The following is a 24996-nucleotide window of genomic DNA, read 5'->3' as shown; positions in this document are numbered from 1 at the left end:
TCAGGCTGGCTGTAAAACTAAAGGAATCAAGCGGCTTGTAGGCTCGGCAACCACGCCAGCGCGAACTAGAAAATCGCCAAAGTGCTCGCCTTCCAGACGCTCGGCAGCGAAGCGGCCAAACAGCTCATCCAGAATGCTCAGAATTTCAGGTTCGGCAATATTTTGACGATAGATTACGTTCAGGCGCTCGCCGCTGAAGTTCGCACCCAGACGCAAGTCATAGCGACCCAGAGCACGGCCAACCAGGGCAATTTCACCCAGATAAGGACGGGCGCAGCCGTTGGGGCAGCCGGAGATACGCAGCACAATGCGCTCGTCGCGTAGCTGGTACTTGTCCAGCAAGGCTTCCAGCTTGGGCAGCAGGATGGGGGCGTAGCGTTCGCTCTCGGCCATGGCCAAACCGCAGGTAGGCAAAGAGACACAGGCAATCGTGCTGCTGCGTATGCCGCTTTGTGTCTGGTACACATCCAGCTTGTGATCTGCGACCAGCTTGTCGATCTTGGCCTTATCTTCTTCAGGCACATCGGCAATGATCAGGTTCTGGTTGCAGGTCAGGCGGAACTGCCCTTGGTGGATCTTCGCGATCTCACGCATACCCGTCAGCCAGGGGCCGACTTCGGTATCCATGATGCGGCCCGAATCGATACGCAGGCTCAGGTGCCAGCGGCCATTGCTGCCCTGGGTCCAGCCGAAGCGGTCGCCATTGTGGTCAAAATGGTAGGGGCGTGATGGCTCCAGCGTTTGACCACTGCGGTTTTGCACTTCTTCCAGGAACCAGTCGGCGCCCAGCTTATCCACGGTGTATTTCAGACGGGCATGACGGCGCTCGTCGCGGTTGCCATGGTCACGTTGTGTGGTGATGACGGCTTCGCAAACGGCCAGCAATTGCTCGGGGCGTACAAAGCCGATCACGCTGCCCAGCCGTGGATAGGTGGTGTCGTCGCCATGTGTGGCACCCATGCCACCACCAATGGCGACGTTAAAGCCCAGCAACTGATTGTTCTCAATAATCGCGATCAGGCCGATGTCCTGCGCAAATACGTCCACATCATTCAAGGGAGGCACGGCAATGCCGATCTTGAATTTGCGGGGCAGGTAAGTCTTGCCGTAAATCGGTTCAAAGTCTTCGCCGTCAATGGCGTCTTCGACTTTTTTGCCGTCCAGCCAGATCTCGGCATAGGCGCGGGTTTTGGGCAGGAAGGTTTCGGAAATCTTGTCAGCCCACTCTTGAACCAGACCGTGCTGCTCGGACAGCAAGGGATTAGTGGCGCTGACCACCTGACGGTTCACGTCACCACAAGTAGCCAATGTCGTGGACATGGCCTTGTTGATGGCTTGCAGGGTGGGCTTTAAAAAGGGCTTGCGCACGCCGTGCCATTGAAAGGTCTGACGGGTGGTGATGCGCAGGCCAAACTGGGCCCAGTCACAGGCGATCTGGTCAAAGGCCAACCACTGGGCGGGCGTAACCACGCCGCCGGGCAAGCGGGCGCGAATCATGAAGCTGAACGCCGGTTCCAGCTTTTGCTTGCGACGCTCTTCACGCTGGTCGCGGTCGTCTTGCTGATAGCTGCCGTGAAATTTCAGCAGCTTGTTGTCGTCTTCGCTGATGGCGCCCGTGATTGGGTCTGCCAGACCCTCGGTAATGCCACCGCGCAGATAGCGGCTATCAATTTTTACTTGCTCGATAGCGGCGATTTTCTTTTCTGTCATGTCCTTGCTTCTCAGTAAACGTCGCGGGCGTAGCGGCCCTGCGCCGAGAGTTCTTCCAACCAGCTGCGAGCCTGGTCTGCGTCCAATCCACCTTCCTGGCGGGCAATTTCCTGCAGGGTCTGGTGTACGTCCTTGGCCATTTGATTGGCATCACCGCACACATAAATGTGGGCGCCGCCCTGAATCCAGGCATAGACCTCGGCTGCTTTTTCCAGCAAGCGGTGCTGGACGTAAACCTTGTTTTCCTGATCGCGCGAGAAGGCCAGATCCAGGTGTTGCAACTGACCGTCCTGCAAGGCGCGTTGCCATTCGGTCTGGTAGAGGAAATCGGAGTGAAAGTGCGGGTTGCCAAAGAACAGCCAGTTGCGACCTTCGCCACCCTGAACGCTGCGCTCCTGCACAAAGGCGCGGAAAGGAGCTACACCGGTGCCAGGACCAATCATGATTACGTCACGGCTGGTATCTTCAGGCAGGCGGAAGCGTGTATTGGGGTCGATAAAGACCGGCACGGTATCGCCTTCGTTCAGGCGGGCCAGATAGTCGGAGGCCACGCCCCAACGATCCTGCTCGTTGAATTGGTAATGCACATTGGCCACGGTCAGATGTACTTCTTCGTCCACCTCGGACTGGCTGGAGGCGATGGAGTACATGCGGGGTGCCAGAGGGCGCAAGGCTTGCACCAGCTCGGCAGCGCTCCAGGTGGCCGGGAAGCGTTCCAGTACGTCCAGCACTTGATGGGTTTTCAGCAGCTCTTGCAAAGTGCTCAAACCCTCTGGGCTTACGGCTGTCTGTAGCACGGCATCGCTATTGCGCTTGGCCAGTTCCACCAGGAAAGGTTTGGTCAGTTGCGTCAGCTCGCGGTAGTGGCTAAGCCATTCTTGCAGCGTGTGCGACTTGTCCTGAATGGTGACGGTCTCTTGCGGGTCCAGCTTCAACGTCTGGATAACCGCTTCGACCAGTTTGGCGTTTTGTGTAGGCCAGACACCCAGGGCATCACCGGGTTGGTACTTCAGGCCACTGCCTTCCAGCGACAACTCGTAGTGATAGATGTTGCGGGTGCTGTCGCGGCCCGTAATGCTTTGGCTTTGCAGCACGGTGGCCTGGAATGGATTGTCGCGGGTGAAGCTGCTGCGGGTCTGGGTTTCCAGCACCGTAACGTTGCTGGATTGGGCGGCAGGAACGGCCGCAGCGGCGTGGGCCTGGTGATCCGTTTCGAGAAAACCAAAGGCTTTGTCCTGCCAGGGGGCGGCAACCGTATCAATATCCAGATCAGCCAGCCCCGCGTCCAGAATGCGTTCCGCACCCAGAGCCAGCAGGCGTTGATCAATCTTTTCCGCGATCCCACAGAACAGGGGGTAGCTGGAATCTCCCAGGCCCAGCACACCGAATTTCAGTGCGGGCAGCTTGGGGGCACGGGCACCGGACAGGAACTCGAAAAACGCGATGGAATCGTCTGGCGGATCGCCTTCACCCTGGGTGCTGATAATGACGTAGAGCAGACGTTCTTCTTTCAGCTCGCGCGTGGGGTAGCGGTCGGCGCGCAGCAGGCGCACGGGGATGCCGGCCGCTTCACAACGCTGGGCAAAGGCTTCGGCGACGCGTTGGGCATTGCCTGTCTGACTGCCAAACACAATGGTGGCAGGTCGTTGGGCGGGCGCAGCGGCGGCGGGCACCAACGACAGTTCAGGAGAAACAGGCGCTTGAGCGGGAAGGCCGGTGTGGCGCACTTGCGCGACACCCGCGAGATAGCCGGACAGCCAGTTCAGGGACAGCGGATCGAGCTCGTCGGTAATTTGAGCAATCGCCGTGCGATTGGACTCCGAGAGGCGGGACAGGGCGTGCATTCTGACACTCGCTTATATAAATAGTTTGTCCCATTCTAAAGAGCGGTATCAGGGCTACGAACGATCCGATTCTTATTTGTTTATGAATCCTTCGGTTAATGAAAAAGGGGCATAAGCCCCTTTCATCTTGGTCTAAGCGCGTGCGAAATACGTGTTATGGACGCAGTTCCCGACGCAGGATTTTGCCTACGTTGGTACGTGGCAAGTCGTCGCGGAACTCGACAATGCGCGGGGCCTTGTAGCCGGTCAGGTTCTTGCGGCAGAAGGCTATTACGTCTTTTTCCGTCAAATCGGGATTGCGGCTGATGACGTAGAGCTTGACGATTTCGCCTGCTTTTTCATCCGGTACACCGACGGCAGCGGCCTCGACAATATCCGGGTGCTGGGCGGCGACGGCTTCCACCTCATTGGGGTAGACGTTAAAGCCCGAGACCAGAATCATGTCTTTCTTGCGATCCAGCAGGAAGACATAACCTTGCTCGTCCATATAGCCAATGTCGCCCGTGCGTAAAAAGCCGTCGCGATCAAAGACCTTGGCGGTTTCATCGGGACGTTGCCAGTAGCCGGGAGTAACTTGCGGCCCACGAATGCATAGCTCGCCCGTTTCGCCCAACGGCAGGTCGTTCTGGTTTTCGTCGCGTATGCGTATGTCGGTAGAAGGAACGGGCAGCCCGATTGAGCCAGTGAACTCTTTTTTATCCAGCGGATTGATTGTGGCTGCTGGTGAAGTTTCAGTCAGTCCATAAGCCTGGGCCAGGGGTTTGCCGGTCGCTTCCAGCCAGCGCTTGGCGACCACTTCCTGCACTGCCATACCGCCACCTAATGTAAAGCGCAGCGAGGAGAAATCCAGCTTGCGGAACTCGGCATTGTTCAGCATGGCATTAAAGAGTGTGTTCACCCCCGTAATGGCAGTAAAACGCAGCTTGGACATGTCCTTGATCATGGAGGGAATGTCGCGTGCGTTAATGATCAACAGGTTCTCCGCACCCAAACGCAGAAACACCAGCAGGTTCGCGGTGAAAGCGAAGATATGGTAGAGCGGCAGGGCAGTAACAACGCAGTCGATCTGGCCTTCTCTCAAATACGGGCGAATCCAGGACAGGGCCTGGCTCAGGTTTGAAACCAGATTGCCGTGGGTCAGGATGGCTCCTTTTGCAACGCCCGTCGTGCCCCCGGTGTATTGCAGGCAGGCAATATCATCGTGGGTCAGCTTGACCGGGGCCGGTGTGCGGCCTCGTCCCTGTGACAGTACGGCTTTGAAAGAGACGGAGCCAGGCAAGGACCAGGCAGGCACACCTTTTTTAATGTGGCGCACCACTTGATTGACCAGCCAGCCCTTGAAGCCGCCCAGACAATCCCCCACGCTGGTCACAATGACTCGCTTGATGGGTGTTTCGTGCAGGATTTCCTGCAGCACGTGGGCAAAGTTCTCCGCAATGATGATGGTTTCCGCGCCACTGTCTTGCAGCTGGTGGCGCAGTTCACGGGCCGTATACAGCGGGTTGGTATTGATAATGGTGGCCCCGCTGCGCAACACCCCATACAGACTGATGGGGTACTGCAGCATATTGGGCATCATCAGGGCGACACGGTCGCCTTTTTTCACGCCTTGGCTTTGCAGCCAGCTGGCCAGGGCCAAGGCATTGGTCGACAGTTCGCGGTAGCTCATGCGTTTGCCCATGCTGATATAGGCAGTGCGCTGCGCGAACTCGGTACAACTTTGTTCAAATACATCCAGCAAGGACGAGTACTGCTGGGCCTGATCTACGATAGTGGCAGGAATACCGGCGGGGTAGTTCTGCAGCCAGACTTTATCCATGAAGCGCTCCGAGGCGTGTAGGTTCAAGACAATCCCAGCAGGGCCTTTTTGAGCGATTCTTGGGCAGGCTTCTTGCCTAGCCAGATTTTCAACAAAGCAGGGGTCAGATCAGGGTGAGAGAGCTCTCCCAGCGTCTTGTCGTTGAACAGGATCTTGACCTGAGGGGTGTGCATGTCTAGCACCACAACGTCGCCTTCCTTGGCTTCACCCACCTGGCGCATCAAGTCTTCAAATTGCTTGATGACAGGGTCCAGTTCTTGTTTTTCAGGATCAGTCAGGTTGCTGTGAATGCCGTCTTTCAGGGCATCGATCAGGGTTTGGGCATCCAGGTCGCGTTTGAGGACCAGTCGGATCTGATGCGGTCCGGGGGATTGGATAATGGCCTCGGCATCCTGGGAAGGCGAAGCGGTATACAGGGCGGCAACGTACACATCAAAAACAACTTTCTTGCGCAGGCCTGCCCCATTCAGTTTCAGGCTTTGCTGCTCGACGGTGACCGTGTCTGGCACGGTGACATTCGCAACAGTCGCGGCCTGGGCGGCGGGTAGCCCCAGGGACAGACTTAAAATCAGGGCGGCACAGCGGGGGGTAAACATGAAGCGGTCCTCCGGCAAATTAGCGTGATTGTGTTTTCTGCTTGTAGAAGTGGGCGTCGGCGATATAGATGGTGCGTTCCACCGTGGTGTAGATCTGGCCTTCGGGGTCCTGGATCTGCACGGTAAACGTGGCTTCAGCCTCGTGGTATTGGTCTAGCTGTCCTCGTATTGCGTCCAGTTCATCTGGATTGATTTGAAAATTGGCGTACAGAGTTTGGTAGCCGGGGCGGCGATACTGAATCTCTGCATTCTTGTCCCAGACAATCACATGGCGTTGCAGCCCAGCCAGAAGCATGGTGGCGTGCACGCCGTCTGTAATGGCAAACAGGGAGCCGCCAAATAAAGAGCCATTGATGTTGCGAGTGCGACGACGCAATGGCAGGCGTACGACAATGTGTTGCAAGTTCGCTGAAACTTTGTGGACCCGCCCGCCGGTTGCCCGGAAGGCGGGGTGCCAGTTAAAGCCCAGCTGCAAAAAGCGCGCACGCCATGTGGGGGGTAGGCGTGCGAGCAGCTCCATGCGGCGACTGCGGGCCATAGTGCATCCTTAGAAGCGATAGCTGAACTGCACGCCCAGGATGTCACCACTGTTTTTGTAAGTACCGCGTGTCAGACCACGACCAGCGGGATCCGTGTTGTTGTTCATGTCGGTGTTTTTCAGGAACAAGTGGGTGTAGCCGATATCCCAGGTGGCGTTCTTGCTGGCGCGATACTGAGCACCCAGGGACACCCAGTAGCGGTCGCTGTCAGGCAGGGCGGTTGGGCGGTAGTTCTTGTCGCGAACGGGGGATTGGTCCCAGGCAATACCACCCTTGAAGGTCCACTGCTCGTTGTAGTGGTAGTTCGCACCCAGGGCGACGCGCCATGCATCCTTGAATTTCAGTTCCAGACCGGAATCCTTGGCACCGGGGCCGCTGTTTTCAATGGTCAGACGCGGGATGCTGCTCCAGCCTGTCCAGGACACATCGGCCAGCAATTGCCAGCGCGAGTTCAGGTCGTGCACCAAGCTGACAATGGCGGTGTCAGGCAGCTTGATGGTGGCTTCTGCGTCCCAATTGATGTTGGGGGCAGGAATGCCAGCCGGCACGTTGCGGTTGCGCAGCTTGGTGTCGCCATCAGCCGTGACCTTGATTTGCGAGCGATAGGAAACGCCCAAACGAGTGCTGGGGGTAATTTGGTACAGCAAACCGGCATTCCAGCCCCAGGCGTCGCCCTTCATCTTGACGCGGGTGTCCATGTCCAGTGGACCCAAAGCCGGGTGATAACCAACCGGAGTAGCCAGACGGTAGTCCGCATCAATGTGCAGCCAGTTCACACCCACACCGAAGGACAACTGGTCGTTGACCTTGTAGGCCACCGACGGGTTAACGTTGATGGTTTCAATGGCAAATTTTTCGGAGTGGTAACGGCCAACCCAGCCTTCGTCATATTCGGTTGTCAGACCAAACGGGACACCAATACCCAGGCCCACCCACCACTTGGGCGAGAGCTGATGGGACAGATAAATATTGGGAACGGCGGCGACTTTACCGGCATCACCACCTGAGCCGCCAGTAGCGGGACGGCTGGCGCCACCCGTCAGGGCCAGGGGGTCGGTACTGCCTTTATCGGAGAACTTGAAGGTAGGTTTAATCGCGTTAAAACCTGCCGAGAAGTTGGTCTCGGGCAACAAGGTCATGCCGGCCGGGTTGAAGTAGATCGTGCTGGCATTGTCACCAATGGCGGCCGAGCCTGCGTAGGCATTGCCCAGGCCGCTCGCATTCTGTTCGAGCAAGTTAAAACCAGCCGCATGGGCTTGACCCATTCCCATGCTCATTCCCAGAGGAATCAGCAAGGCGGGGATGGTACGCAAAGCTACAACCGTCTTTTTCATGTCTCTTCTCCAAGGTATAGGTGCGACGTCTGACAGAGGCTTATGACAAGTTTTAAAACACCTGTTTGTTTTCTATGGTGCATGACCTAGGCCAATCGGCGTATAGGTATTTGTGCCAATCCGAACTAATTGCGTTGTTTTTGTGTTGCTTTGTAATGCAGAGGGCCCCCTCTGAATGGGGCAAAGCCGGTACCGAAAATCACGCCTGCATCGGCCAGATCGTCGTTCTCCACAACACCGATGCGAACCTGGTGTTCGGTCTGTTCGATCAGCGGTTTAATCAAGCGATCTGCCAGACCGCTTGGGACTGTTCCCGCAGGAGATTTCTGGGCTTTGCCATCTTTCCACGTGTAAAAACCCTGGCCGGTTTTACGGCCCAGTTCCTGACGATCCAGATGGGTTTTCAGGCAGGCTGGCATGGCGGTTTGCTGGCTTAATTGGGCACCTGCATCACGCGCAATATCCAGGCCTACGGTATCGGCCAATTCCAGTGGTCCCATCGGCATGCCGAACTGCACCATGGCTTTGTCCACGGTGGCCGGGTCCAGCCCCTCGTCCACGCAGCGCATGGCTTCCAACATATAGGGAGCCAGGACGGCATTGACCAGAAAGCCGGGGCTGTCTTTAACGGGCAAGGGCAGCTTGCCAATCTGGTTCACAAAGGCGTAGGCAACGCTGCGCACTTCCGGGGCCAGCAGTTCGCTTTCCACCACTTCAACCAAGGGCATGCGAGAGACCGGGTTAAAGAAGTGAATGCCTACCAGTCGTTCCGGATTGATCAGGTTCAGGCTGAGCTCGGATAAAGGCAGGCTGGAGGTGTTTGTCGCCAGCACAGCACCGGGCTTTAGCAAGGGCTCAATGGTGGCGTACAGGCTGCGCTTGGCATCGGCGTTCTCGAAGATGGCCTCCAGAACCAGATCTGCCGACGGGATGCCGTGGCCGTCCGGGTCCGGGATCAATCGGTCCAAGGCGGCTTGTACCAGCCTGCGGTCTTTGAGACGGCGCTGGAACAGCTTGGCGGCACGACCTTGTGCCTGGGCGATACGCTTGCGGTCCTGATCCTGCAGCGTCACACGCATGCCTTTCAGCGCACATACGGCGGCAATATCGCCCCCCATGACACCAGCACCGACCACGTGAATATGCTTGATCTCCTGAGTCGACGAATGCTTGCCTACGCTTTTCAGACGCTCTTGCAAATGGAAGACACGCAGCAGATTGGCTGCGGTGTTGGAGCGGGTGATTTGTTCGATCAGCTCGGGAGCCTTCAAGGCATTGCCGTTGTGCTTTTCCCAGATCTCCAGGATGGCACGGGGCGCCTGATAGTGCTGATAGGGATCGCGCTTTGCCAACTGCTTGCGTACCTGATTAGCAACCAGGGGGCGTAGCAGCTTGGTATTCATCAGGCGTGGCAGACCCTTGGCGCGCCGCGGCTTCTTGCCACTGAGCACCTGTTTGATGGCAGCTTGCTTGGCTAGACGGACGGGAACGCAGGCATCGACCATACCCAGACGGGCGGCCTTGCGAGCATCCACGCTTTTGCCGCTCAGCATCAAGTCCATGGCGGCGGCAGGGCCTATATATTCAGGCAGGCGCAACATGCCGCCCCAACCGGGGAAAATACCCAGCATCACTTCAGGCAGAGCCAGGCGTGTATCGTCCTGATCTACGGCCAGGCAATAACGGCATGCCAGGGCCAGCTCCAGACCACCGCCCAGGCAGTGGCCTTGCACCAGCGCTAACGTGGGGTAGCTCTGCTTGGCCAGCTTGTTGAAGACGGTCCAGCCGCGTGTGACCAGTGCCAAGCCCTTTTCAGGGTTGTTGTTGTGTTCCGAAAACTCGTCAATGTCCGCACCGGCTACAAAACCGGCAGCTTTGCCGGAGTAAATGATCAGTGCTTTAGGAGGATGGCTGCCCAGGTAGTCCAGCGCCTGGTTCAGCTCCTGCAGGACGGCTGCCGAGAGTCGATTGACCGAGCTGCCCACGCAATCGATTTTCAGCCAGGCAATTTGCTGATCGTCCGTGTACAGCGTGAAGTTTTGCAAATCCAGGGTAGCGACGGGCATCATGATTCAGTTCCTTGCAGCGATTCGATCAGCATGGCGCCGCCTTGTCCGCCGCCAATACAAATAGCGGCCATGCCCAGGCGCAAGTTGCGACGACGCAGGGCATTCAAGCAATGCAGCACAATTCGGGCACCGGAGGCACCCACCGGGTGGCCGATCGCAATGGCGCCGCCGTCCACATTGAGCTTGTCCATATCCAGCAGACCCAAAGCATCACGACCCAGATGCTTTTGGCACCACTCCTGGTTGTCCCATGCAGCACGACATGCTAGTACCTGGGCTGCAAAAGCCTCGTTGATTTCCCACAAGTCCGGACCATTTAGGGCCAGACGGTTGCGCTCCAAAATAGGCGTCGCGGCGAAAACAGGGCCCAGGCCCATGGTGGCTGGGTCCAGGCCAGCCCATTGCGCATCTACAATGCGGCCAATGGGTTTGAGCTGATGTTCCTTGACGGCGGCTTCGCTGGCCAGAATCAGCAGGGCAGCGCCATCGGTCACCTGGGAGCTATTGCCGGCCGTGATATTGCCCCAAGGTGGATCAAAGACCGGACGCAGCTTGGCCAGCTTCTCGGGCGTGGAGTCTTCGCGTACGCCATCGTCTTGCGGGTAGTTATTACCGCGCGTGTCGCTTAACGGCACGATTTCTTCAAAAGCGTTTTCTTGTTGAGCACGCAAAGCCAGACGGTGACTGCGGGCCGCAAATTCATCCATATCCTGACGGCTGATACCAAACTCGTGCGCCAGAATTTCAGCGGTCTGCCCCATGGACAGGCCAACGACGGGATCAGTCAGCCCTTTAAGCAGGCCGATGACTGGTTTCAGATAGGACAGACGCAGACTGCGCAGCGCTTTCAGGCGTGCGCCCAGGCTACGCGCTTTGCCCCAGGTGGCCAGCCAGCGCACCATGTCTTCGCTGAACAGGATGGGGGCGTGAGACAGCGCATCTACGCCACCGGCCAGCACCAGATCCGAGCGGCCGGTTTGAATGGCCTGTACGCCCGAGTCCAGTGCCTGCATACCCGAGGCGCAGTTACGCATCACGGTCCAGCCCGGCACTTTGTGACCTGTGCCCAGACGCAGACCCAGAACCCGGCCGATATTGGTTTCATCGGGCGAGGGGGCGGCGCAACCCAGGATGACCTCGCTTAGCTGCGGGGCCTCAAAGGGTTGGCGCAGCAACAGCTCGCGACCCGTTTGTACGGCCAGATCTCCAGCAGAGAAGGGGCCGGGCGCATTGCGCGCTTTCAGAAACGGGCTGCGTGCGCCGTCAATAATATAGACCGGTTGAAAACTCATGCTTGGCTCCCACTGGCGGCTTCAGCGGCAGGATTTTCCCGACGCAAATCGAAGGGGAAATCATCCACGGCAATAACGCGATCACGCACGATGTCGCGGGCCTGGATTTGCTCGTATTCCTGGGCGGTGATGCCACCGGCCTGAAAGACGGCTTCGGCCAGATCGCGTACGTTGGCTTTGGGGTTGTCCTGCAATTGACCGCTTTTCTCGAACTGACGGATTTTGGCGTCAATATCGCGGGTGTTCAGCGAAGCCAGCAGGGCCGCTTCAATCGCACCGACGGGTTCCATATCGTCGTCAGGCAAGTAGGTGTCGTAAGTCAGACGATCACGAGTGGCGCCGGGCTTGGTCAACAGTTTGGCAACGGTGTGGTCCAATTTGTCATCAGGGCCCAGACGGCGCAGACCCAGAGGGAAGACCAGGAAGCGCAGCACGGCCGCCAAAGGACGGTTCGGGAAGTTCTCCAGTACTTTGTCCAGAGCGTGTTGAGCGCGCATCAAGGCGTCTTGAGCCGCCCAGTGGGCCAAAGGTGCATCTTCCTGATGACGACCTTCGTCTTGGTAACGCTTGAGCACGGCGCTTAGCATGTACAGCTCGGACAGCACATCCCCCAGACGCGAGGACAGGCGCTCGCGCATTTTCAGGGAACCACCCAGAACCAGCATGGAGGCATCGGCCAGCAGGGAGAAAGCAGCACTGTAACGGCTGGCCTGGCTGTAGTAGGTGTGCATGGCCTTGGAGGTGCCAGTAGGGCCACTTAGCAAGCGCCAGCCACCCAGGCCCAGCCAGAAGGAGCGGCCTGTATTGGCCAGTGTGTAGCGGATGTGCGCCCAGAAAGCCTGGTCAAATTTACGCAAACCGGCTTCGCGGTCAGGGTTCAGGGCGGCTGTCATCTCTTCAAGGATGAAAGGATGGCAACGGATAGCGCCTTGACCGAAGATGATCAGGCTGCGCGTCAGAATATTGGCGCCTTCCACCGTAATACCGACGGGGATCTGTTGGTAAGCACGGCCCAGGAAGTTTGATGGGCCAAGGCAAATACCTTTACCACCAATGACATCCATACCGTCATTCACCACAATACGACCACGCTCGGTCACATGGTATTTGACGATGGCCGAGACTACGGAAGGTTTCTCGCCCAGGTCCACGGCGGCTGCCGTCATGGTGCGCGCCGCATCCATGGCGTAGGTGTGTCCTGCGATACGGGCCAGAGCCTCTTCCACGCCTTCAAACTTGCTGATGGCGCTGCGAAATTGGGTACGGACGGCGGAGTAACCGCCCACGGCGCGGCTGGTTAGCTTGGCCATGCCAGTAAAGGAGGAGGGTAGAGAGATGGAGCGGCCAGCAGCCAGACATTCCATCAACATGCGCCAGCCCTGGCCAGCCATGGCGGGGCCACCAATGATGAACTCCAGCGGCATGAACACGTCTTTGCCACGGGTGGGGCCGTTCATGAACATGGCGTTCAAGGGGAAGTGACGACGGCCAGTATCCACGCCGGGGTGGTCGCTTGGAACCAGGGCGCAGGTAATGCCAATGTCTTTTTCGCCACCCAGCAAACCGTCCGGGTCATATAGGCGGAAGGCCAGACCCAACAAGGTGCAAACCGGAGCCAGGGTGATGTAGCGTTTGTCCCAGGTGACGCGCATGCCCAGCACTTCTTGACCTTCCCATTCGCCCTTGCAGACAATCCCTACGTCAGGAATGGAGGCGGCGTCCGAACCGGCCCAAGGGCTGGTCAGTGCGAAAGCGGGAATGTCACGGCCATCAGCCAGGCGGGGCAGATAGTGTTGTTTCTGCTCGTCGGTACCGTAGTGCAGCAGCAGTTCTGCCGGGCCCAGCGAGTTGGGCACCATGACCGAGACGGACAAGGCCGAGTTACGGGTGGAGAGCTTGGCGACAACCGCCGAGTGCGCTTGCGCCGAAAAACCGCGACCGCCGTATTCCTTGGGAATAATCAGGCTGAAGAAGCGGTTTTCTTTCAGGTAGTTCCAGACCTCGGCAGGCATGTCGAAGTCTTCCTGGCTGACTTGCCAGTCGTCAATCATGGCGCAAGCCACATTGACTTCATTGTCCATGAACTGGCGCTCTTCATCGGTGAGCCGGTAGGCCGGATAAGAGCTTAGGGTATTCCAGTTGGGTTTGCCGCGAAACAGCTCACTTTCCCACCAGACCGTACCTGCTTCCAGCGCATCGCGCTCGGTTTGGGACATGGCAGGCAGAACGCTGGAAAAGGCGCGGTAGATTGGGCGGCTTAGCCACTTGGTGCGTAGATTCCGGTTTTTGAGAACGTAGACGCAGCCAAGCACTAGCACTATCAATAGCAAGGTCACAAACATAGCAACTCCGGACTAGCTCAGAAAAAAAAGAAGAAGGCCCCCACGCTGCGCCTTCGGCCTGTTGCCCCCGAGGGGGCACTTTTTACCGGGGGCGCCGAGCTTTGGGAGCGGCCCGGCGGTAAAACCCCCTCATGCTGCACCTTCGACTTGCTGCCCCTAAGAGAGGGGCGCGGTTCACCGTGGTGTAGCTTGGTGGTCAGGGCCGTTCAGCTCAGGTGCTGGCGGGTAAAGGAGCTCGTAATCCACCCAGCAGGAAACTCATCAAGCGCTGTTGCAGTTGTTGCTCACTTTCCGGGCTGTCGCTAAGGGGTAATTGCAAAGCCCGACGCAGTGATTGGGTGCCCATTAAGGCATACGAGGTGGCACCCAGCATGAAATGGAATCGCCAGATGATTTCTTCTTCAGGCACGGTAGGCAGAGCTTCATGCAAAGCCTGCTTGAAGGGCAGGAAGATGGCGACTTGTTCGTCCCAACAGATGGACTGAATGAAATCCTGCGGCGCCGGGCGGTCCTGCCCCGGCAAAGGAATGAACGAGCGTGGGGCGCCGTTGCCTGAACCTGCCAGGCGGATCAGTGGGCCAAAAAAGGCATCCACCACCTGGGATGCTTTCAAAGGACCTTCACCGGCTTGCTGGCGATAAAACGCCAGTTTTTCCAGGCGCTCTTGATTGATGCTGTTCAGGCGGCGCTGGAACACGGCCTGTGTCAGTCCGTCTTTACTGCCAAAGTGATAATTGACAGCCGACAGGTTCACCTTGGCTTGCGCCGTAATCTGGCGCATGGAGGTATTTTCGTGGCCATACAGCGCGAAAAGATGTTCGGCTGCATCGAGAATGGCGGACTGTGTCCGATCAGAGCGTTTCACCGTTATTTCCTAATTTCAAACGAGTGTTTGAATAATGTAACGGGAATGCGCAGTTAGTACAGTAGGGGTTCACCCTAGCCCCGCAAAGCGGGGCCAGGAGCCAGTCTTAGATCTGGGTCACAAATTTGGTGACTAAGTATCCGTCAAAGGTTTCGGCACCGCCTTCGCTGCCAATGCCGCTGTCCTTGACGCCGCCAAACGGAGTCTCGGGCAGGGAACTGCCGAAGTGATTGATATTGACCATACCGGATTCCAGTTCGGTGCCCAGTCGATGCGCGGCTTGCAAGGATTGCGTAAAGGCATAGGCCGACAAACCGTAGGGCAGGCTGTTGGCACGGGCGATGGCATCGTCCAGATCGCTGTAGCGCGTCAAGGGGGCGATGGGGCCAAATGGCTCCTCGGTCATGACCAGTGCATCGTCGGGCAAATCCGTCAGCACTGTGGGCGAGAAAAAGAATCCATCGCGCTTGATCTGTTCTCCTCCTAGCAACACTTTGCCACCCAGAGAACGGGCGTTGTCGACAAACTTTTGCATCATGGGCAGGCGGCGCTCGTGAGCCAAGGGCCCCATTTGCGTATCCGGGTCCAGACCATCGCCCACTTTTACATTGGCCAGCTCTTCGGTGAAGCGGTCCACAAATGCAGTGTAGATATCGTCGTGGATATAAAAACGCGTGGGCGAAATGCACACCTGACCAGCATTGCGAATTTTGAAACGAGCCAACTGACGAGCAGCGCGGGCTACATCGGCATCAGGCAGGACCAGCACAGGCGAGTGACCGCCCAATTCCATGGTGATGCGTTTCATATGGGCACCGGCCAGTGCAGCCAGTTGCTTGCCTACAGGTACAGATCCGGTAAAGGAGACTTTACGCACGATGGGCGAGCGGATCAGGTAGTCCGACACCTCCTGTGGCACACCCCAGACAATATTCAGTACACCCGGAGGCAGGCCCGCATCATGAAAGGCTTGGGCAATAGCCATGACCGCACTGGGGGAGTCCTCGGGGCCTTTCAGAATAATCGTGCACCCAGCACCGATAGCCGCGCAGATTTTGCGAATGGCCTGGTTGTAGGGAAAGTTCCAGGGCGTAAAGGCCGCGCACACTCCGATGGGCTCACGCAGAACCATTTGCTGCACTTTGGGGTTGCGGGCGGGGATGACGCGGCCATAAATACGGCGGCACTCCTCGGCGTGCCAATCCGCATGATCCGCGCAGGACATGATTTCGCCCACCGCCTCGGCCAAGGGCTTGCCTTGGTCCAGTGTCAGATTGCGGCCAATTTCCTGGGCGCGTCCACGCGACAGTTCCGCGACCTTGCGCAGGATCGCGCTGCGATCCATGGGCGAGCTGTGACGCCAGCTTTTGAACGCGTCCTGGGCGGCGTTCAGAGCCGCGTCCAGATCCGCCTGGGATGCCAGCGGCAGTTGGCCCAAGGTGCTGCCATTGGCAGGATTGATGACGGCTTGGGTCTGGCGACCTTGTCCATCCAGAAATTGACCATTGATATACAGGGCCAGGTGTTGATACATGAGCGGCCTCCAAGTTGTCTGTGTTGCTAACTAAATACGTACCGTTCGATGGTATCGGGCGAGCAGAAACGGGACAAGCGTGGGCGGCGGAAATTGCGGCAACGGATTGTTCAGAGAAGCAACAAACGGGCGCGAAACAGGGGGGGTTCAAGAAACCGTTATAAGTTTTTGATTTCACATCTCTTTTTGAAGGCCTGACAAAGAGATGAAAACCGACATCTAGCTGCAATAAGAAATCGTTACAAGTGCAGCATTCGTAATGTGAGCGATTGTTATATTTTTAACGATGAAAAGATTTTTATCGCTTGGTGATAAGCTGGTTTTATCTTGATGTAACCTAAATGCTTATTAAGGTGAAAGTTTTTTGTAGATTATTACCAACGATCGCGCTACGTGGGATAAGCGCAACAGTTATTGGTTAAGCGCCTAATCGCCCGAAATCGTTTAATTTCAGTGTATTGTTGCTTTTTTTATCACAGGCTATTTATCATTTTTAACATTGTCGTCCACGAAGCCCCTTGTAATCTAAGATACAATTTGTCCCGTGATCTACGTGATGAGTTTCACTATGCGTCACGTAAAAAGTCACAATCAGACACAAGGTTATGCTCCAAGAATACAGGTCAGAAGCCTGTAGCTCCGCCTTGTCTTGCCCCGGTCCATTATGAACATACTGCTGCGGCTGGCGATGTACTTGCCAGCCTTAGATGTAAAGCCCATGTGCAATACATAGGTATTGGGCCCTCGGGTGGTGTTTCTTTCGCTTTGTTTGAGCGACACACCGAACCCATTCTTCTTTCATTTTTGTACTTAAATTTGATCTGGCAATGCGTTGCAACGCTGACGTAATGACGTCTGTTGCGAACGCGGCACAAGATCTTACGGAGGCCGACGTGCGTGGTAAGAAAACTCTAACGGTAAGTGCGCTGCTGACAGCGCTACTGCTGGCGCAACCAGCGCTTGCCCAGCAGGAAAACAGCCTGAGCTTCAAGGACAGTATTGAGAGGGCAATTATGTCCAATCCTGAACTTGGCGCTCGCTTCCAGGATTTCCAGTCTGCGCTTGAAGGTCAGAACGTTAGCCGTGGCGCCTTGTTGCCCGAGGTCAATGCCCAGGGTTGGGTTGGCAAAGAGTGGCGTGGCAGCACTTCGGGTGCCCCGTCTACCGACTGGTCCCGCAGCGGCTACAGCCTGCAACTGCGTCAGTTGATTTTTGATGGTTTCTCCTCGATCAACCAGGTTCGTCAGTTGGGTTACGAAAAACTGGCTACTTACTACGAGCTGCTGGCTTCGGTAGATTCCCTGGCTCTGGAAGCGGCCAACGCGCACATCGATGTGCTGCGTTACCGCGAAATGGAAAAGCTGGCCCGTGAAAACTACGGCATGCACATGAACATCCTGAGCCAGATTCAGGAACGTTCGGCATCCGGCGTGGGCCGTGGTGTGGACCTGGAACAAGCTTATGGCCGCCAGTCCCTGGCTCAAAGCAACATGATGACCGAGGCCGGCAACCTGAACGACGTGCTGCAACGCTACCGTCGCATTGTGGGTGTGGCTGCTCCTGAAGTCATGCAGGCGGCCCCTAGCCTGAGCGAGTCGATTCCTGCCAATACCACCGACTTCTTGCCATCCTTGCGCACCAGCCCTGTGATTTTGGCCAAGCAGGCCTTGTATCAAGCTGCTGAGTCGGGCAAACACGTGGCTCAAGGCCGTATGTCGCCTACGCTTGAACTGCGTGCAGCTACCGGTAAGGACAAAAGCGATCCGCCAGGTTCCGCTTACCGCGATTCGCAAAGCAGCAACGTGCAGTTGATGCTGTCGTACAACCTGTTCCGTGGTGGTGCCGATGCTGCTCGCATCCGTCAAACCACAGCTCAGCAATACGCTGCCCGCGACGTGCGCGATTACACCTGCCGCAACGTACAGCAGGATCTGGCCGTGGCCTGGAACAACATCGAGCGCCTGCGTGCTCAGTTGCCATTCCTGAAACAACACGAACTGGCTACGTCCAAGGTTCGCGTTGCTTACATGCAGCAGTTCCAGATCGGTCAGCGCTCCTTGCTGGACTTGCTGGATACGGAAAACGAACTGTTTGATGCGCGTCGTGCTCTGGCCAATGCCACTTACGACCTGCAACAAGCCGAATACCGTTGGTTGACCTTGTCGCACCGTCTGGTGTCGGCAGTTGGCCTGTCCCAGCCTTACTCGGAGCAGCCTGAAGAAGCCGCCAAGCTGGACTTCCCCGAAGAGGCATTCAAGGCATGTATGACGCCTGTTCCAGATACCAGCAACCTGACCCCGGTTTCTGTTGATTACCGCGACGGTATGGCTCCGCCAGTCCTGCGCGAGAAACCAGCCGGGCTGTAAGTAGCTGCTTCTTGGCGTTATTGGATAGTGAAGGGAGGCACGTATGAGTCAGAACGAAGATGACTACAAACAAGAGCTCTCAGTCTCGGATGCCAGTTTTATCCGAGTGCTGGAGGATTTGATTGACGCACTGGTTGCTAACGGTGTGCTTCGTATGACTGATCTGCCTCCCCAGGCCTTGGCCAAATTGAACGAGCGCAAACGTACCCGTCAACGCCTGCGGGATTCGCTGGATTTGATTAATGACGATGAACCACTCATCTGACAGCACGACACAAGCAAGCGGGCAATACAGTATCCCGCCTCATCTGACGCATGATGATCCTCTTCTGACCTGCCTGGCAGAGATTACCCGTATCCACGGTAATCCTTGCACGCCGCAGCACTTGTCTGCAGGCTTGCCTTTGCAGCGTGGGCGTTTGACGCCTGCCTTGCTCAGTCGAGCGGCCGCGCGTGGTCATTGCACGGCCCGAGTGTGGCGCCGCGCCTTTACCGAACTCGACACCAATCTGTTCCCGGTTATTTTGTTGCTGAACAATAACCGGGCATGTGTATTGCTGGGGCTGGAAGAAGAACGTGCCCGGGTGCATTTCCCGGAAAGTGGTAGCCCCAGCGAAATCAGCCTGGAAGATCTGCAAGCGCAGTACTCCGGGCTGTTGGCTGTGGTACAGCCGGATTTCCGTGTCGAAGCGCGTGCCAAAGATGGTGTGGCCCCCATGAAGGGCAAGCATTGGTTCTGGACAGCCGTAGTGCAAAACTGGCGTCTGTATCGCGACGCCATTGGCGCTGCCTTGCTGATCAATCTGTTTGCGCTGGCCATTCCGCTCTACACCATGAACGTGTACGACCGGGTGGTTCCCAACAAAGCGATTGAAACCCTGTGGGTGCTGTCGATTGGGATTGGGCTGGTGCTGGTCATGAACATGGTGCTCTCCAGTGTGCGAGCCTATGTAGTTGATGCTGCCAGCAAACGGGTGGATATTCAGTTGTCTGCGCGGATTATGGAGCGGGTGCTGGACTTGCGCATGGAGAACCGACCGCCGTCGGTGGGCTCTTTTGCTGCCAATCTGCGCTCTTTTGAATCGGTGCGCGACTTTATCGCTTCGGCCAGTTTGACGACACTGGTCGATTTGCCATTTGTGCTGCTGTTTTTGGCTGTGCTGGCCTGGATCTCGCCCTGGATGCTGATTCCGCCCGTTGTGGCCATTGTGATCATCCTGGGTATTTCCTGGTTTGCTCAGGCACGTATGGAACGCCTGACCAAACAGACCTTCCAGGCTGCTGCCCAGCGTAACGCTGGCCTGGTCGAATCCCTGGCTGGTATGGAAACCTTGAAGGTCCTGAATGCGCAAAGCAATGCGCAGCGCGACTGGGAGCAGTCCACCGAATACCTGGCTCGTCAGGGTGCGCGCATCAAGATGACTTCCACCCTGACCGTGAATACGGTGCAGATGCTGCAGCAGATGGTCACCATCAGCGTGGTGATTATCGGGGTGTATCTGGTTCAGGAAACCAAATTGTCCATGGGGGGCATTATTGCTTCCTCCATGATTGCAGGCCGTTGCCTGGCTCCTTTGGGGCAAGTGGCTGGCTTGATGATGCAGTATCAGAATGCCCGTACCTCCTTGGGTTCGGTGGATTCGTACATGAATATGCCGGTAGAGCATCCGGAAGAGCGTCACTTTGTGCCGCGTCCTTATCTGGAAGGCTCTATCGAGTTCCGCAACGTCAGCTTCAGCTATCCCGGCACAACCCAGAACGTGCTGGATAAGGTCAGTTTTTCCTTGAAGGCTGGCGAGAAGATAGGGATTATCGGCCGTATTGGCTCCGGCAAAACCACTTTGTCCAAGCTGATCCTGGGGCTGTACAAACCGACGGGCGGCACCGTTGTGCTGGACGGAATTGATAGCCAGCAGATTGACCCGGCAGACGTGCGTCGCTCCATGGGCTATGTCTCGCAGGACCCCACGCTGTTCTATGGCACTTTGAAACACAATTTGCTGATGGGCACGCCTTATGCAACTGACGATCAAATGTTGGCAGCGGCTCGTCAGGCAGGGGTGGATGATTTCGCACGACGCCATCCTGATGGCTACGACATGATGATTGGCGAGCGCGGCGAATCCCTCTCGGGTGGTCAGCGGCAGGCTATCGCTGTGGCTCGTGCCTTGATCGGTAACCCGTCCATTCTGTTGCTGGATGAACCCAGCAGCAATATGGATAACCAGAGCGAATCGGCCCTGCGTCGCAGCCTGCATAAAGAATGTGAGGGCAAGACAGTTGTGCTGGTGACCCACCGCACCGCCTTGCTGGAGCTGGTGGATCGCCTGATCGTGATGGATATGGGGCGTATTGTGGCGGATGGTCCTAAGGATCAGGTCATTGCCGCCTTGCGTAGTGGGCAGATTGGTAAGGCCCGGAGTGCAGCATGAAAATAAAGAACCTGGCCAATTGGGTGCGTGCGCAACTCCAGGACACCAATTCCCCACCTCCTGGTGGCAATATGCTCAAAAACGCATCTTGGACGGCTCGTTACCAAGATGTACGGGGTTCCACGCTGCTGATCTGGTTGACCTTGCTGGCCATCTGCCTGCTGATTGTCTGGGCCAGCTTTGCCAGCATTGATGAAGTGGTGCGTGGCGAGGGCAAGGTTGTGCCATCTCGCCAGGTCCAGATTGTGCAAAGTCTGGACGGCGGTGTGGTTGAAGAAATTCTGGTGCGTCCTGGCCAGTCTGTGGAAGCGGGCGAAGTGCTGTTGCGTATCGATCCTACTCGTGCCTCGTCCTCCTTGGGCGAGAACGAAGCCGAGTCCTTGTCCTTGATGGCCAAGGCAGCTCGACTGGAAGCGATTGCTGCCGACCAGCCCTTTGATATGCCCAGTGAAGTGCTGGAAAAAGCCCCTGATCTGGCAGAAATGGAACGCCGCGTCTGGCAGGCTCGTACCGAAGAGCTGCGCTCTAATATTTCGGTGGCTCAGGAACAGCTGAACCAGCGTCAACAAGAATTGCGTGAGACGCAGGCCAATCGTGATCAGGCTGCGTCCAGTTGCGGGCTGACCTCGCAAGAACTGCAAATGACACGTCCTTTGCTCAAAAGCGGGGCGGTGTCTGAAGTGGATTTGCTGCGTCTGCAGCGTGATGTGGCTCGTTACTGCGGTGAGCAAAAAGCGGCCTCGGCACAGATCAGCCGTATTCAGGCCTCGATTCAGGAGGCCCAGAACCGGATTGGCGAGGTGGAAATTACCTTCCGCAATCAGGCCCGTACCGAACTGGCTGAAACACGTGCCAAGCTGGCTTCCCTGGAGCAAGGCCAACGTGCCCTGGCCGACCGTGTGCGCCTGGCTGAAGTGCGCTCGCCCGTGCGCGGCACCATCAAGACCCTGTCTGCCAATACGGTCGGCGGTGTGGTGCAGCCCGGTAAAGACATTCTGGAAATCGTGCCTACTGACGACACTCTGCTGTTGGAAGTGCGCATTAATCCGCGCGATATCGGGTTTCTGCACTCGGGCCAGACTGCCGAGGTCAAATTCACCGCCTATGACTTTGCTGTTTATGGCGGCTTGCCCGGCGTGCTGGAACAAACCAGTGCCGACACCATTACCGATGAAAAAGGCAATTCATTCTATATAGCTAAAGTACGTACGGACACGGTGTATGTCGGTGACGATAACCGTCCAATCTTGCCCGGTATGGTGGCCGAAGTGCACATCATGACCGGCAAGCGGACTGTTATGCAGTACTTACTCAAACCTATTCTCAGGGCCAGATCCAACGCATTCAGAGAGCGTTAAGGCTGATTGGTCCGTTGGGGGAGTAGCGCTGACGATAGAGGTGTAACACCCGAGTCAGACCAAGAGCTGATGGCATATAGCTCGTGTTACCAGTAAGGGAAAAGCGGTATGCGACAAGTAAATTCGGTTTTATTTCTGACTGCCGATGAGGCGTTGTGGCAGCATTGGCGTCATCTGGATTCGGTCACCTGGCTGCCCGCCAGAGGGCAGGGCATGGACGATTTATTGCGTTGGAAACAACAGCAGCGTGATCTGGTGGTGGTCGATAGTGCCCTGGCTTTGTGGAATCATCCCCAATGGTCCAAGGCTGTGCAGGGCATGAAGATTATTGTCGCCAGCCCACGTCCTTTGGATAGCGAAGGTCAGGCCGTACTGGCCCTGGGGGCTCGCGGTTACATTCACGCCTACAGCTCGTCGCCTTTGCTGGTGCAGGCGCTGGACCACGTGGCTAGCGGGCAGGTTTGGGTTGGGGAGTCCTTGCTGAGCCGTTTGCTCAGCGACGTTACCCGTCGCCTGGAACCCAAGGCGGGCTGGGAAAGCACCCTGACCAGCCGTGAAGTCGAGGTTGCGCAACGCGCCTCGCTGGGCCACTCCAATCAGCTGATTGCAAAAGACCTGGGCATCACCGAGAGAACGGTTCGCGCCCATCTTCAGGCTGTTTTTGAAAAGCTGGATGTAACAGATCGTTTGATGTTGGCGCTAAAAGTACACGGCATAGCCTGAACCCCTGCTCGCCGTCCCGTTCGTATTGTTAAGTAAGGTCAATAACAATAAATAAAACAGCGAACTGGCGGCGACGCCAATATCGACTAGCGGACCAACTCGCTATTCTCTGATCAAAGAAAGTCCATTTCTGACTGCTGCTTGGCGGCAGTCTTTTTTTAGGAATCAGACAGTCATGGCACTGGATACTGTTTTAGTGACACGAGTTGAAGGTACGGCATGGATCCGTACCGCCGATGGCTCCAAAGTAGCTGTCAAAGAAGGGATGCGCGTCCCTGTTAATGCCGAGATCATCACCGAGACCGGCGCCAGCGTCGAGCTTGAGATCCCTGGCAGCCCATCGATGACCATTTCCGATAATCGCTCCTTTCTGGTGAGCGGCGATATCGCAGAAACCGATGTGGACCCAGTAGCCGCTGCTCTGGCCAACCCGAACGACCCAGCCATTACGGCTGTGTTGGCCGCACTTGAAGCTGGTGATGACCCATTCTCCCAACTTGATCCAACCGCTGCCGTATTGACCGGTGGTGGCGAAGGCGGTGGCAGCAGCTTCACCCGCCTGGTCAGCATTGTGGAAACCACACGCCCTCTGGCCCTGGAATACCCACGTCCTGGCGTGCCCACCGTTGAAAACGTGCGCCTGGGTGGCTACAGCGGTACTGGCGAAGAAGAAGCCGGCCCTCTGGTTCCCCCCTCCGTTACTGTCAAGATCAATGACGACGGCACCGTTACCTTCACATTTACTGAAGTGCCATTTGGCTTTGATATCGAAGATATCGTGGTCACCGGCGGCGGTCGCATCGAAGGTCTGACACCAGACAACAAAGATCCCAAGACCTGGACCGGTACGCTGGTTCCCCCACCGAACTACGAAGGTGAAATCACCGTTAAAGTGCCTGACGGTAGCTACACCAACGAAGTTGGTACCCCAGGTAACGGCGGCGAAGACACGACCACGGTCGACACGCTGCCTCCAGAAGCTGAAATCACCATCGATTCCATTACTGAAGACGGCGTCATCAATAAGGAAGAGTCCGAAGGTGATGTAACTATTACTGGTACGGTTGGTAAAGACGTCAAACCTGGCGACAAGGTCACTGTGACCGTCGGCGGTAAAGAATACGAAACCACCGTCAACCCGGACGGCAAGACCTGGAGCGTGGACGTTCCTGGTTCCGAGCTGGTCAACAACGACAAGGTTGAAGCCAAAGTCACCACGACTGACGACGCTGGCAACACCACGACGGCGACCGACGAGAAGCCTTACGATGTCGACGTTACGCCTCCTGAAGCCGAGATCGAAATCGATCCGATCACAGGCGACGACGTGATCAACAAGGAAGAGTCGGGCGGCGACGTTACGATCACCGGTACGGTTGGTAAAGACGTCAAACCTGGCGACAAGGTCACTGTGACTGTCGGCGGTAAAGAATACGAAACCACCGTCAATCCGGACGGCAAGACCTGGAGCGTGGACGTTCCTGGTTCCGAGCTGGTCAACAACGACAAGGTTGAAGCCAAAGTCACCACGACCGACGACGCCGGCAACACCACGACTGCGACCGACGAGAAGCCTTACGACGTCGACGTTACGCCTCCTGAAGCCGAGATCGCTATTAATGTCATCGCTGAAGATGACGTCATTAACAAGGCCGAGTCCGAATCCGACGTGACCATCTCCGGTACGGTTGGCAAGGACGTCAAGGCCGGCGACACCGTCACTATCACTATCGGTGGTAAAGAGTTCACTACAACGGTTAATGCCGATGGCAAGACGTGGAACGTGAATGTTCCAGGCGTGGACCTGCTGGGTCACGCTAAAGTTGACGCTAAGGTTACGACTGAGGACGAAGCAGGCAACCCCGCTTCGGCTGAAGCCGACCGTGGCTACGGTGTCGACACCGACCTGCCCGAAGCTTCGATCACGATCGACACCATTGCCGGTGACGACGTGGTCAACAAGGCCGAGTCCGAGTCTGACGTGACCATCACTGGTACGGTTGGCAAGGATGTGAAGGCTGGCGACACGGTGACTGTGACCGTGAACGGTAAGGACTACACCACCACCGTTAACGCCGATGGCAAGACCTGGAACGTGGACGTTCCTGGTACCGAACTGGCCCAAGATTCGAACGTACATGCCAAGGTTGAGACTGAAGACGCTGCGGGCAAC

At 56.8% G+C, this 24996-nt stretch carries 17 protein-coding genes; 6 read left to right on the top strand and 11 right to left on the bottom strand.

Annotation, left to right across the window (positions count from 1 at the left end):
- From cysI to ACU6HM_RS13830, 11 genes are all read right to left on the bottom strand, one after another.
- Positions 1–1710, bottom strand: a complete 1710-nt coding sequence (cysI, locus tag ACU6HM_RS13880; protein ID WP_035269572.1) for an assimilatory sulfite reductase (NADPH) hemoprotein subunit — start codon at positions 1708–1710, stop codon at positions 1–3.
- An 11-nt stretch (positions 1711–1721) separates the two neighbouring features.
- Entirely contained in the window at positions 1722–3554 is a 1833-nt protein-coding gene (locus tag ACU6HM_RS13875; protein ID WP_446763955.1) for an assimilatory sulfite reductase (NADPH) flavoprotein subunit, read from the bottom strand.
- A gap of 154 nt (positions 3555–3708) precedes the next feature.
- Positions 3709–5373, bottom strand: coding sequence for an AMP-binding protein (locus ACU6HM_RS13870; RefSeq protein WP_446763954.1), 1665 nt, complete (start codon positions 5371–5373; stop codon positions 3709–3711).
- Positions 5374–5396: 23 nt separating this feature from the next.
- On the bottom strand, positions 5397–5969 hold the full coding sequence (locus tag ACU6HM_RS13865; RefSeq protein WP_026484838.1) for a chalcone isomerase family protein: 573 nt from the start codon (positions 5967–5969) through the stop codon (positions 5397–5399).
- A 19-nt stretch (positions 5970–5988) separates the two neighbouring features.
- Entirely contained in the window at positions 5989–6507 is a 519-nt protein-coding gene (locus ACU6HM_RS13860) for a DUF4442 domain-containing protein (protein WP_009462453.1), read from the bottom strand.
- Between the two features lie 9 nt (positions 6508–6516).
- The gene (locus ACU6HM_RS13855) at positions 6517–7842 is read right to left on the bottom strand and encodes an OmpP1/FadL family transporter (protein ID WP_009462456.1); all 1326 of its coding nucleotides are present in this window, start codon (positions 7840–7842) and stop codon (positions 6517–6519) included.
- A gap of 125 nt (positions 7843–7967) precedes the next feature.
- Entirely contained in the window at positions 7968–9911 is a 1944-nt protein-coding gene (locus ACU6HM_RS13850) for a 3-hydroxyacyl-CoA dehydrogenase NAD-binding domain-containing protein (RefSeq protein ID WP_446763953.1), read from the bottom strand.
- A complete protein-coding gene (locus tag ACU6HM_RS13845) occupies positions 9908–11203 on the bottom strand; it encodes an acetyl-CoA C-acetyltransferase (RefSeq protein ID WP_446763952.1) in 1296 nt (431 codons plus the stop codon). Before ACU6HM_RS13845 ends, ACU6HM_RS13850 begins: the two co-directional genes overlap by 4 nt.
- Positions 11200–13545: an acyl-CoA dehydrogenase gene (locus ACU6HM_RS13840; RefSeq protein WP_022983328.1), complete on the bottom strand. Its 2346-nt coding sequence runs from the start codon at positions 13543–13545 to the stop codon at positions 11200–11202. Before ACU6HM_RS13840 ends, ACU6HM_RS13845 begins: the two co-directional genes overlap by 4 nt.
- Before the next feature lie 211 nt (positions 13546–13756).
- Positions 13757–14410 carry a TetR/AcrR family transcriptional regulator gene (locus ACU6HM_RS13835; RefSeq protein WP_009462459.1) on the bottom strand — a complete coding sequence of 218 codons (654 nt, stop codon included), beginning with the start codon at positions 14408–14410 and terminating at the stop codon, positions 13757–13759.
- Positions 14411–14516: 106 nt separating this feature from the next.
- Entirely contained in the window at positions 14517–15944 is a 1428-nt protein-coding gene (locus ACU6HM_RS13830) for an NAD-dependent succinate-semialdehyde dehydrogenase (RefSeq protein WP_446763951.1), read from the bottom strand.
- 848 nt (positions 15945–16792) lie between these two features.
- Here ACU6HM_RS13830 and ACU6HM_RS13825 point away from each other — a divergent pair.
- The 6 genes from ACU6HM_RS13825 to ACU6HM_RS13800 form a co-directional block, all read left to right on the top strand.
- Positions 16793–18310, top strand: coding sequence for a TolC family outer membrane protein (locus tag ACU6HM_RS13825; protein WP_442893039.1), 1518 nt, complete (start codon positions 16793–16795; stop codon positions 18308–18310).
- A gap of 43 nt (positions 18311–18353) precedes the next feature.
- The gene (locus ACU6HM_RS13820; RefSeq protein ID WP_022983326.1) at positions 18354–18575 is read left to right on the top strand and encodes a hypothetical protein; all 222 of its coding nucleotides are present in this window, start codon (positions 18354–18356) and stop codon (positions 18573–18575) included.
- Positions 18559–20742: a type I secretion system permease/ATPase gene (locus tag ACU6HM_RS13815; RefSeq protein ID WP_336974702.1), complete on the top strand. Its 2184-nt coding sequence runs from the start codon at positions 18559–18561 to the stop codon at positions 20740–20742. Before ACU6HM_RS13820 ends, ACU6HM_RS13815 begins: the two co-directional genes overlap by 17 nt.
- A gap of 71 nt (positions 20743–20813) precedes the next feature.
- A complete protein-coding gene (locus tag ACU6HM_RS13810) occupies positions 20814–22100 on the top strand; it encodes an HlyD family type I secretion periplasmic adaptor subunit (protein ID WP_446764024.1) in 1287 nt (428 codons plus the stop codon).
- A 108-nt stretch (positions 22101–22208) separates the two neighbouring features.
- Positions 22209–22823: a response regulator transcription factor gene (locus ACU6HM_RS13805; protein WP_035269588.1), complete on the top strand. Its 615-nt coding sequence runs from the start codon at positions 22209–22211 to the stop codon at positions 22821–22823.
- A 175-nt stretch (positions 22824–22998) separates the two neighbouring features.
- A partial coding sequence (locus ACU6HM_RS13800; protein ID WP_446763950.1) for a retention module-containing protein occupies positions 22999–24996 on the top strand: 1998 nt, incomplete at its 3' end.

The sequence above is a fragment of the Alcaligenes sp. RM2 genome (assembly GCF_052931795.1).
Note: the sequence above shows the minus strand (reverse complement) of the source record. Positions and strands in the feature narration are given on the sequence as shown.

Excerpts from the sequence above, each read along its gene's own strand:
- cysI (WP_035269572.1), bottom strand. The coding sequence starts at position 1,710 with ATGACAGAAAAGAAAATCGCCGCTATCGAGCAAGTAAAAATTGATAGC.
- ACU6HM_RS13875 (WP_446763955.1), bottom strand. The coding sequence starts at position 3,554 with ATGCACGCCCTGTCCCGCCTCTCGGAGTCCAATCGCACGGCGATTGCT.
- ACU6HM_RS13870 (WP_446763954.1), bottom strand. The coding sequence starts at position 5,373 with ATGGATAAAGTCTGGCTGCAGAACTACCCCGCCGGTATTCCTGCCACT.
- ACU6HM_RS13865 (WP_026484838.1), bottom strand. The coding sequence starts at position 5,969 with ATGTTTACCCCCCGCTGTGCCGCCCTGATTTTAAGTCTGTCCCTGGGG.
- ACU6HM_RS13860 (WP_009462453.1), bottom strand. The coding sequence starts at position 6,507 with ATGGCCCGCAGTCGCCGCATGGAGCTGCTCGCACGCCTACCCCCCACA.
- ACU6HM_RS13855 (WP_009462456.1), bottom strand. The coding sequence starts at position 7,842 with ATGAAAAAGACGGTTGTAGCTTTGCGTACCATCCCCGCCTTGCTGATT.
- ACU6HM_RS13850 (WP_446763953.1), bottom strand. The coding sequence starts at position 9,911 with ATGATGCCCGTCGCTACCCTGGATTTGCAAAACTTCACGCTGTACACG.
- ACU6HM_RS13845 (WP_446763952.1), bottom strand. The coding sequence starts at position 11,203 with ATGAGTTTTCAACCGGTCTATATTATTGACGGCGCACGCAGCCCGTTT.
- ACU6HM_RS13840 (WP_022983328.1), bottom strand. The coding sequence starts at position 13,545 with ATGTTTGTGACCTTGCTATTGATAGTGCTAGTGCTTGGCTGCGTCTAC.
- ACU6HM_RS13830 (WP_446763951.1), bottom strand. The coding sequence starts at position 15,944 with ATGTATCAACACCTGGCCCTGTATATCAATGGTCAATTTCTGGATGGA.
- ACU6HM_RS13825 (WP_442893039.1), top strand. The coding sequence starts at position 16,793 with ATGACGTCTGTTGCGAACGCGGCACAAGATCTTACGGAGGCCGACGTG.
- ACU6HM_RS13820 (WP_022983326.1), top strand. The coding sequence starts at position 18,354 with ATGAGTCAGAACGAAGATGACTACAAACAAGAGCTCTCAGTCTCGGAT.
- ACU6HM_RS13815 (WP_336974702.1), top strand. The coding sequence starts at position 18,559 with ATGAACCACTCATCTGACAGCACGACACAAGCAAGCGGGCAATACAGT.
- ACU6HM_RS13810 (WP_446764024.1), top strand. The coding sequence starts at position 20,814 with ATGCTCAAAAACGCATCTTGGACGGCTCGTTACCAAGATGTACGGGGT.
- ACU6HM_RS13805 (WP_035269588.1), top strand. The coding sequence starts at position 22,209 with ATGCGACAAGTAAATTCGGTTTTATTTCTGACTGCCGATGAGGCGTTG.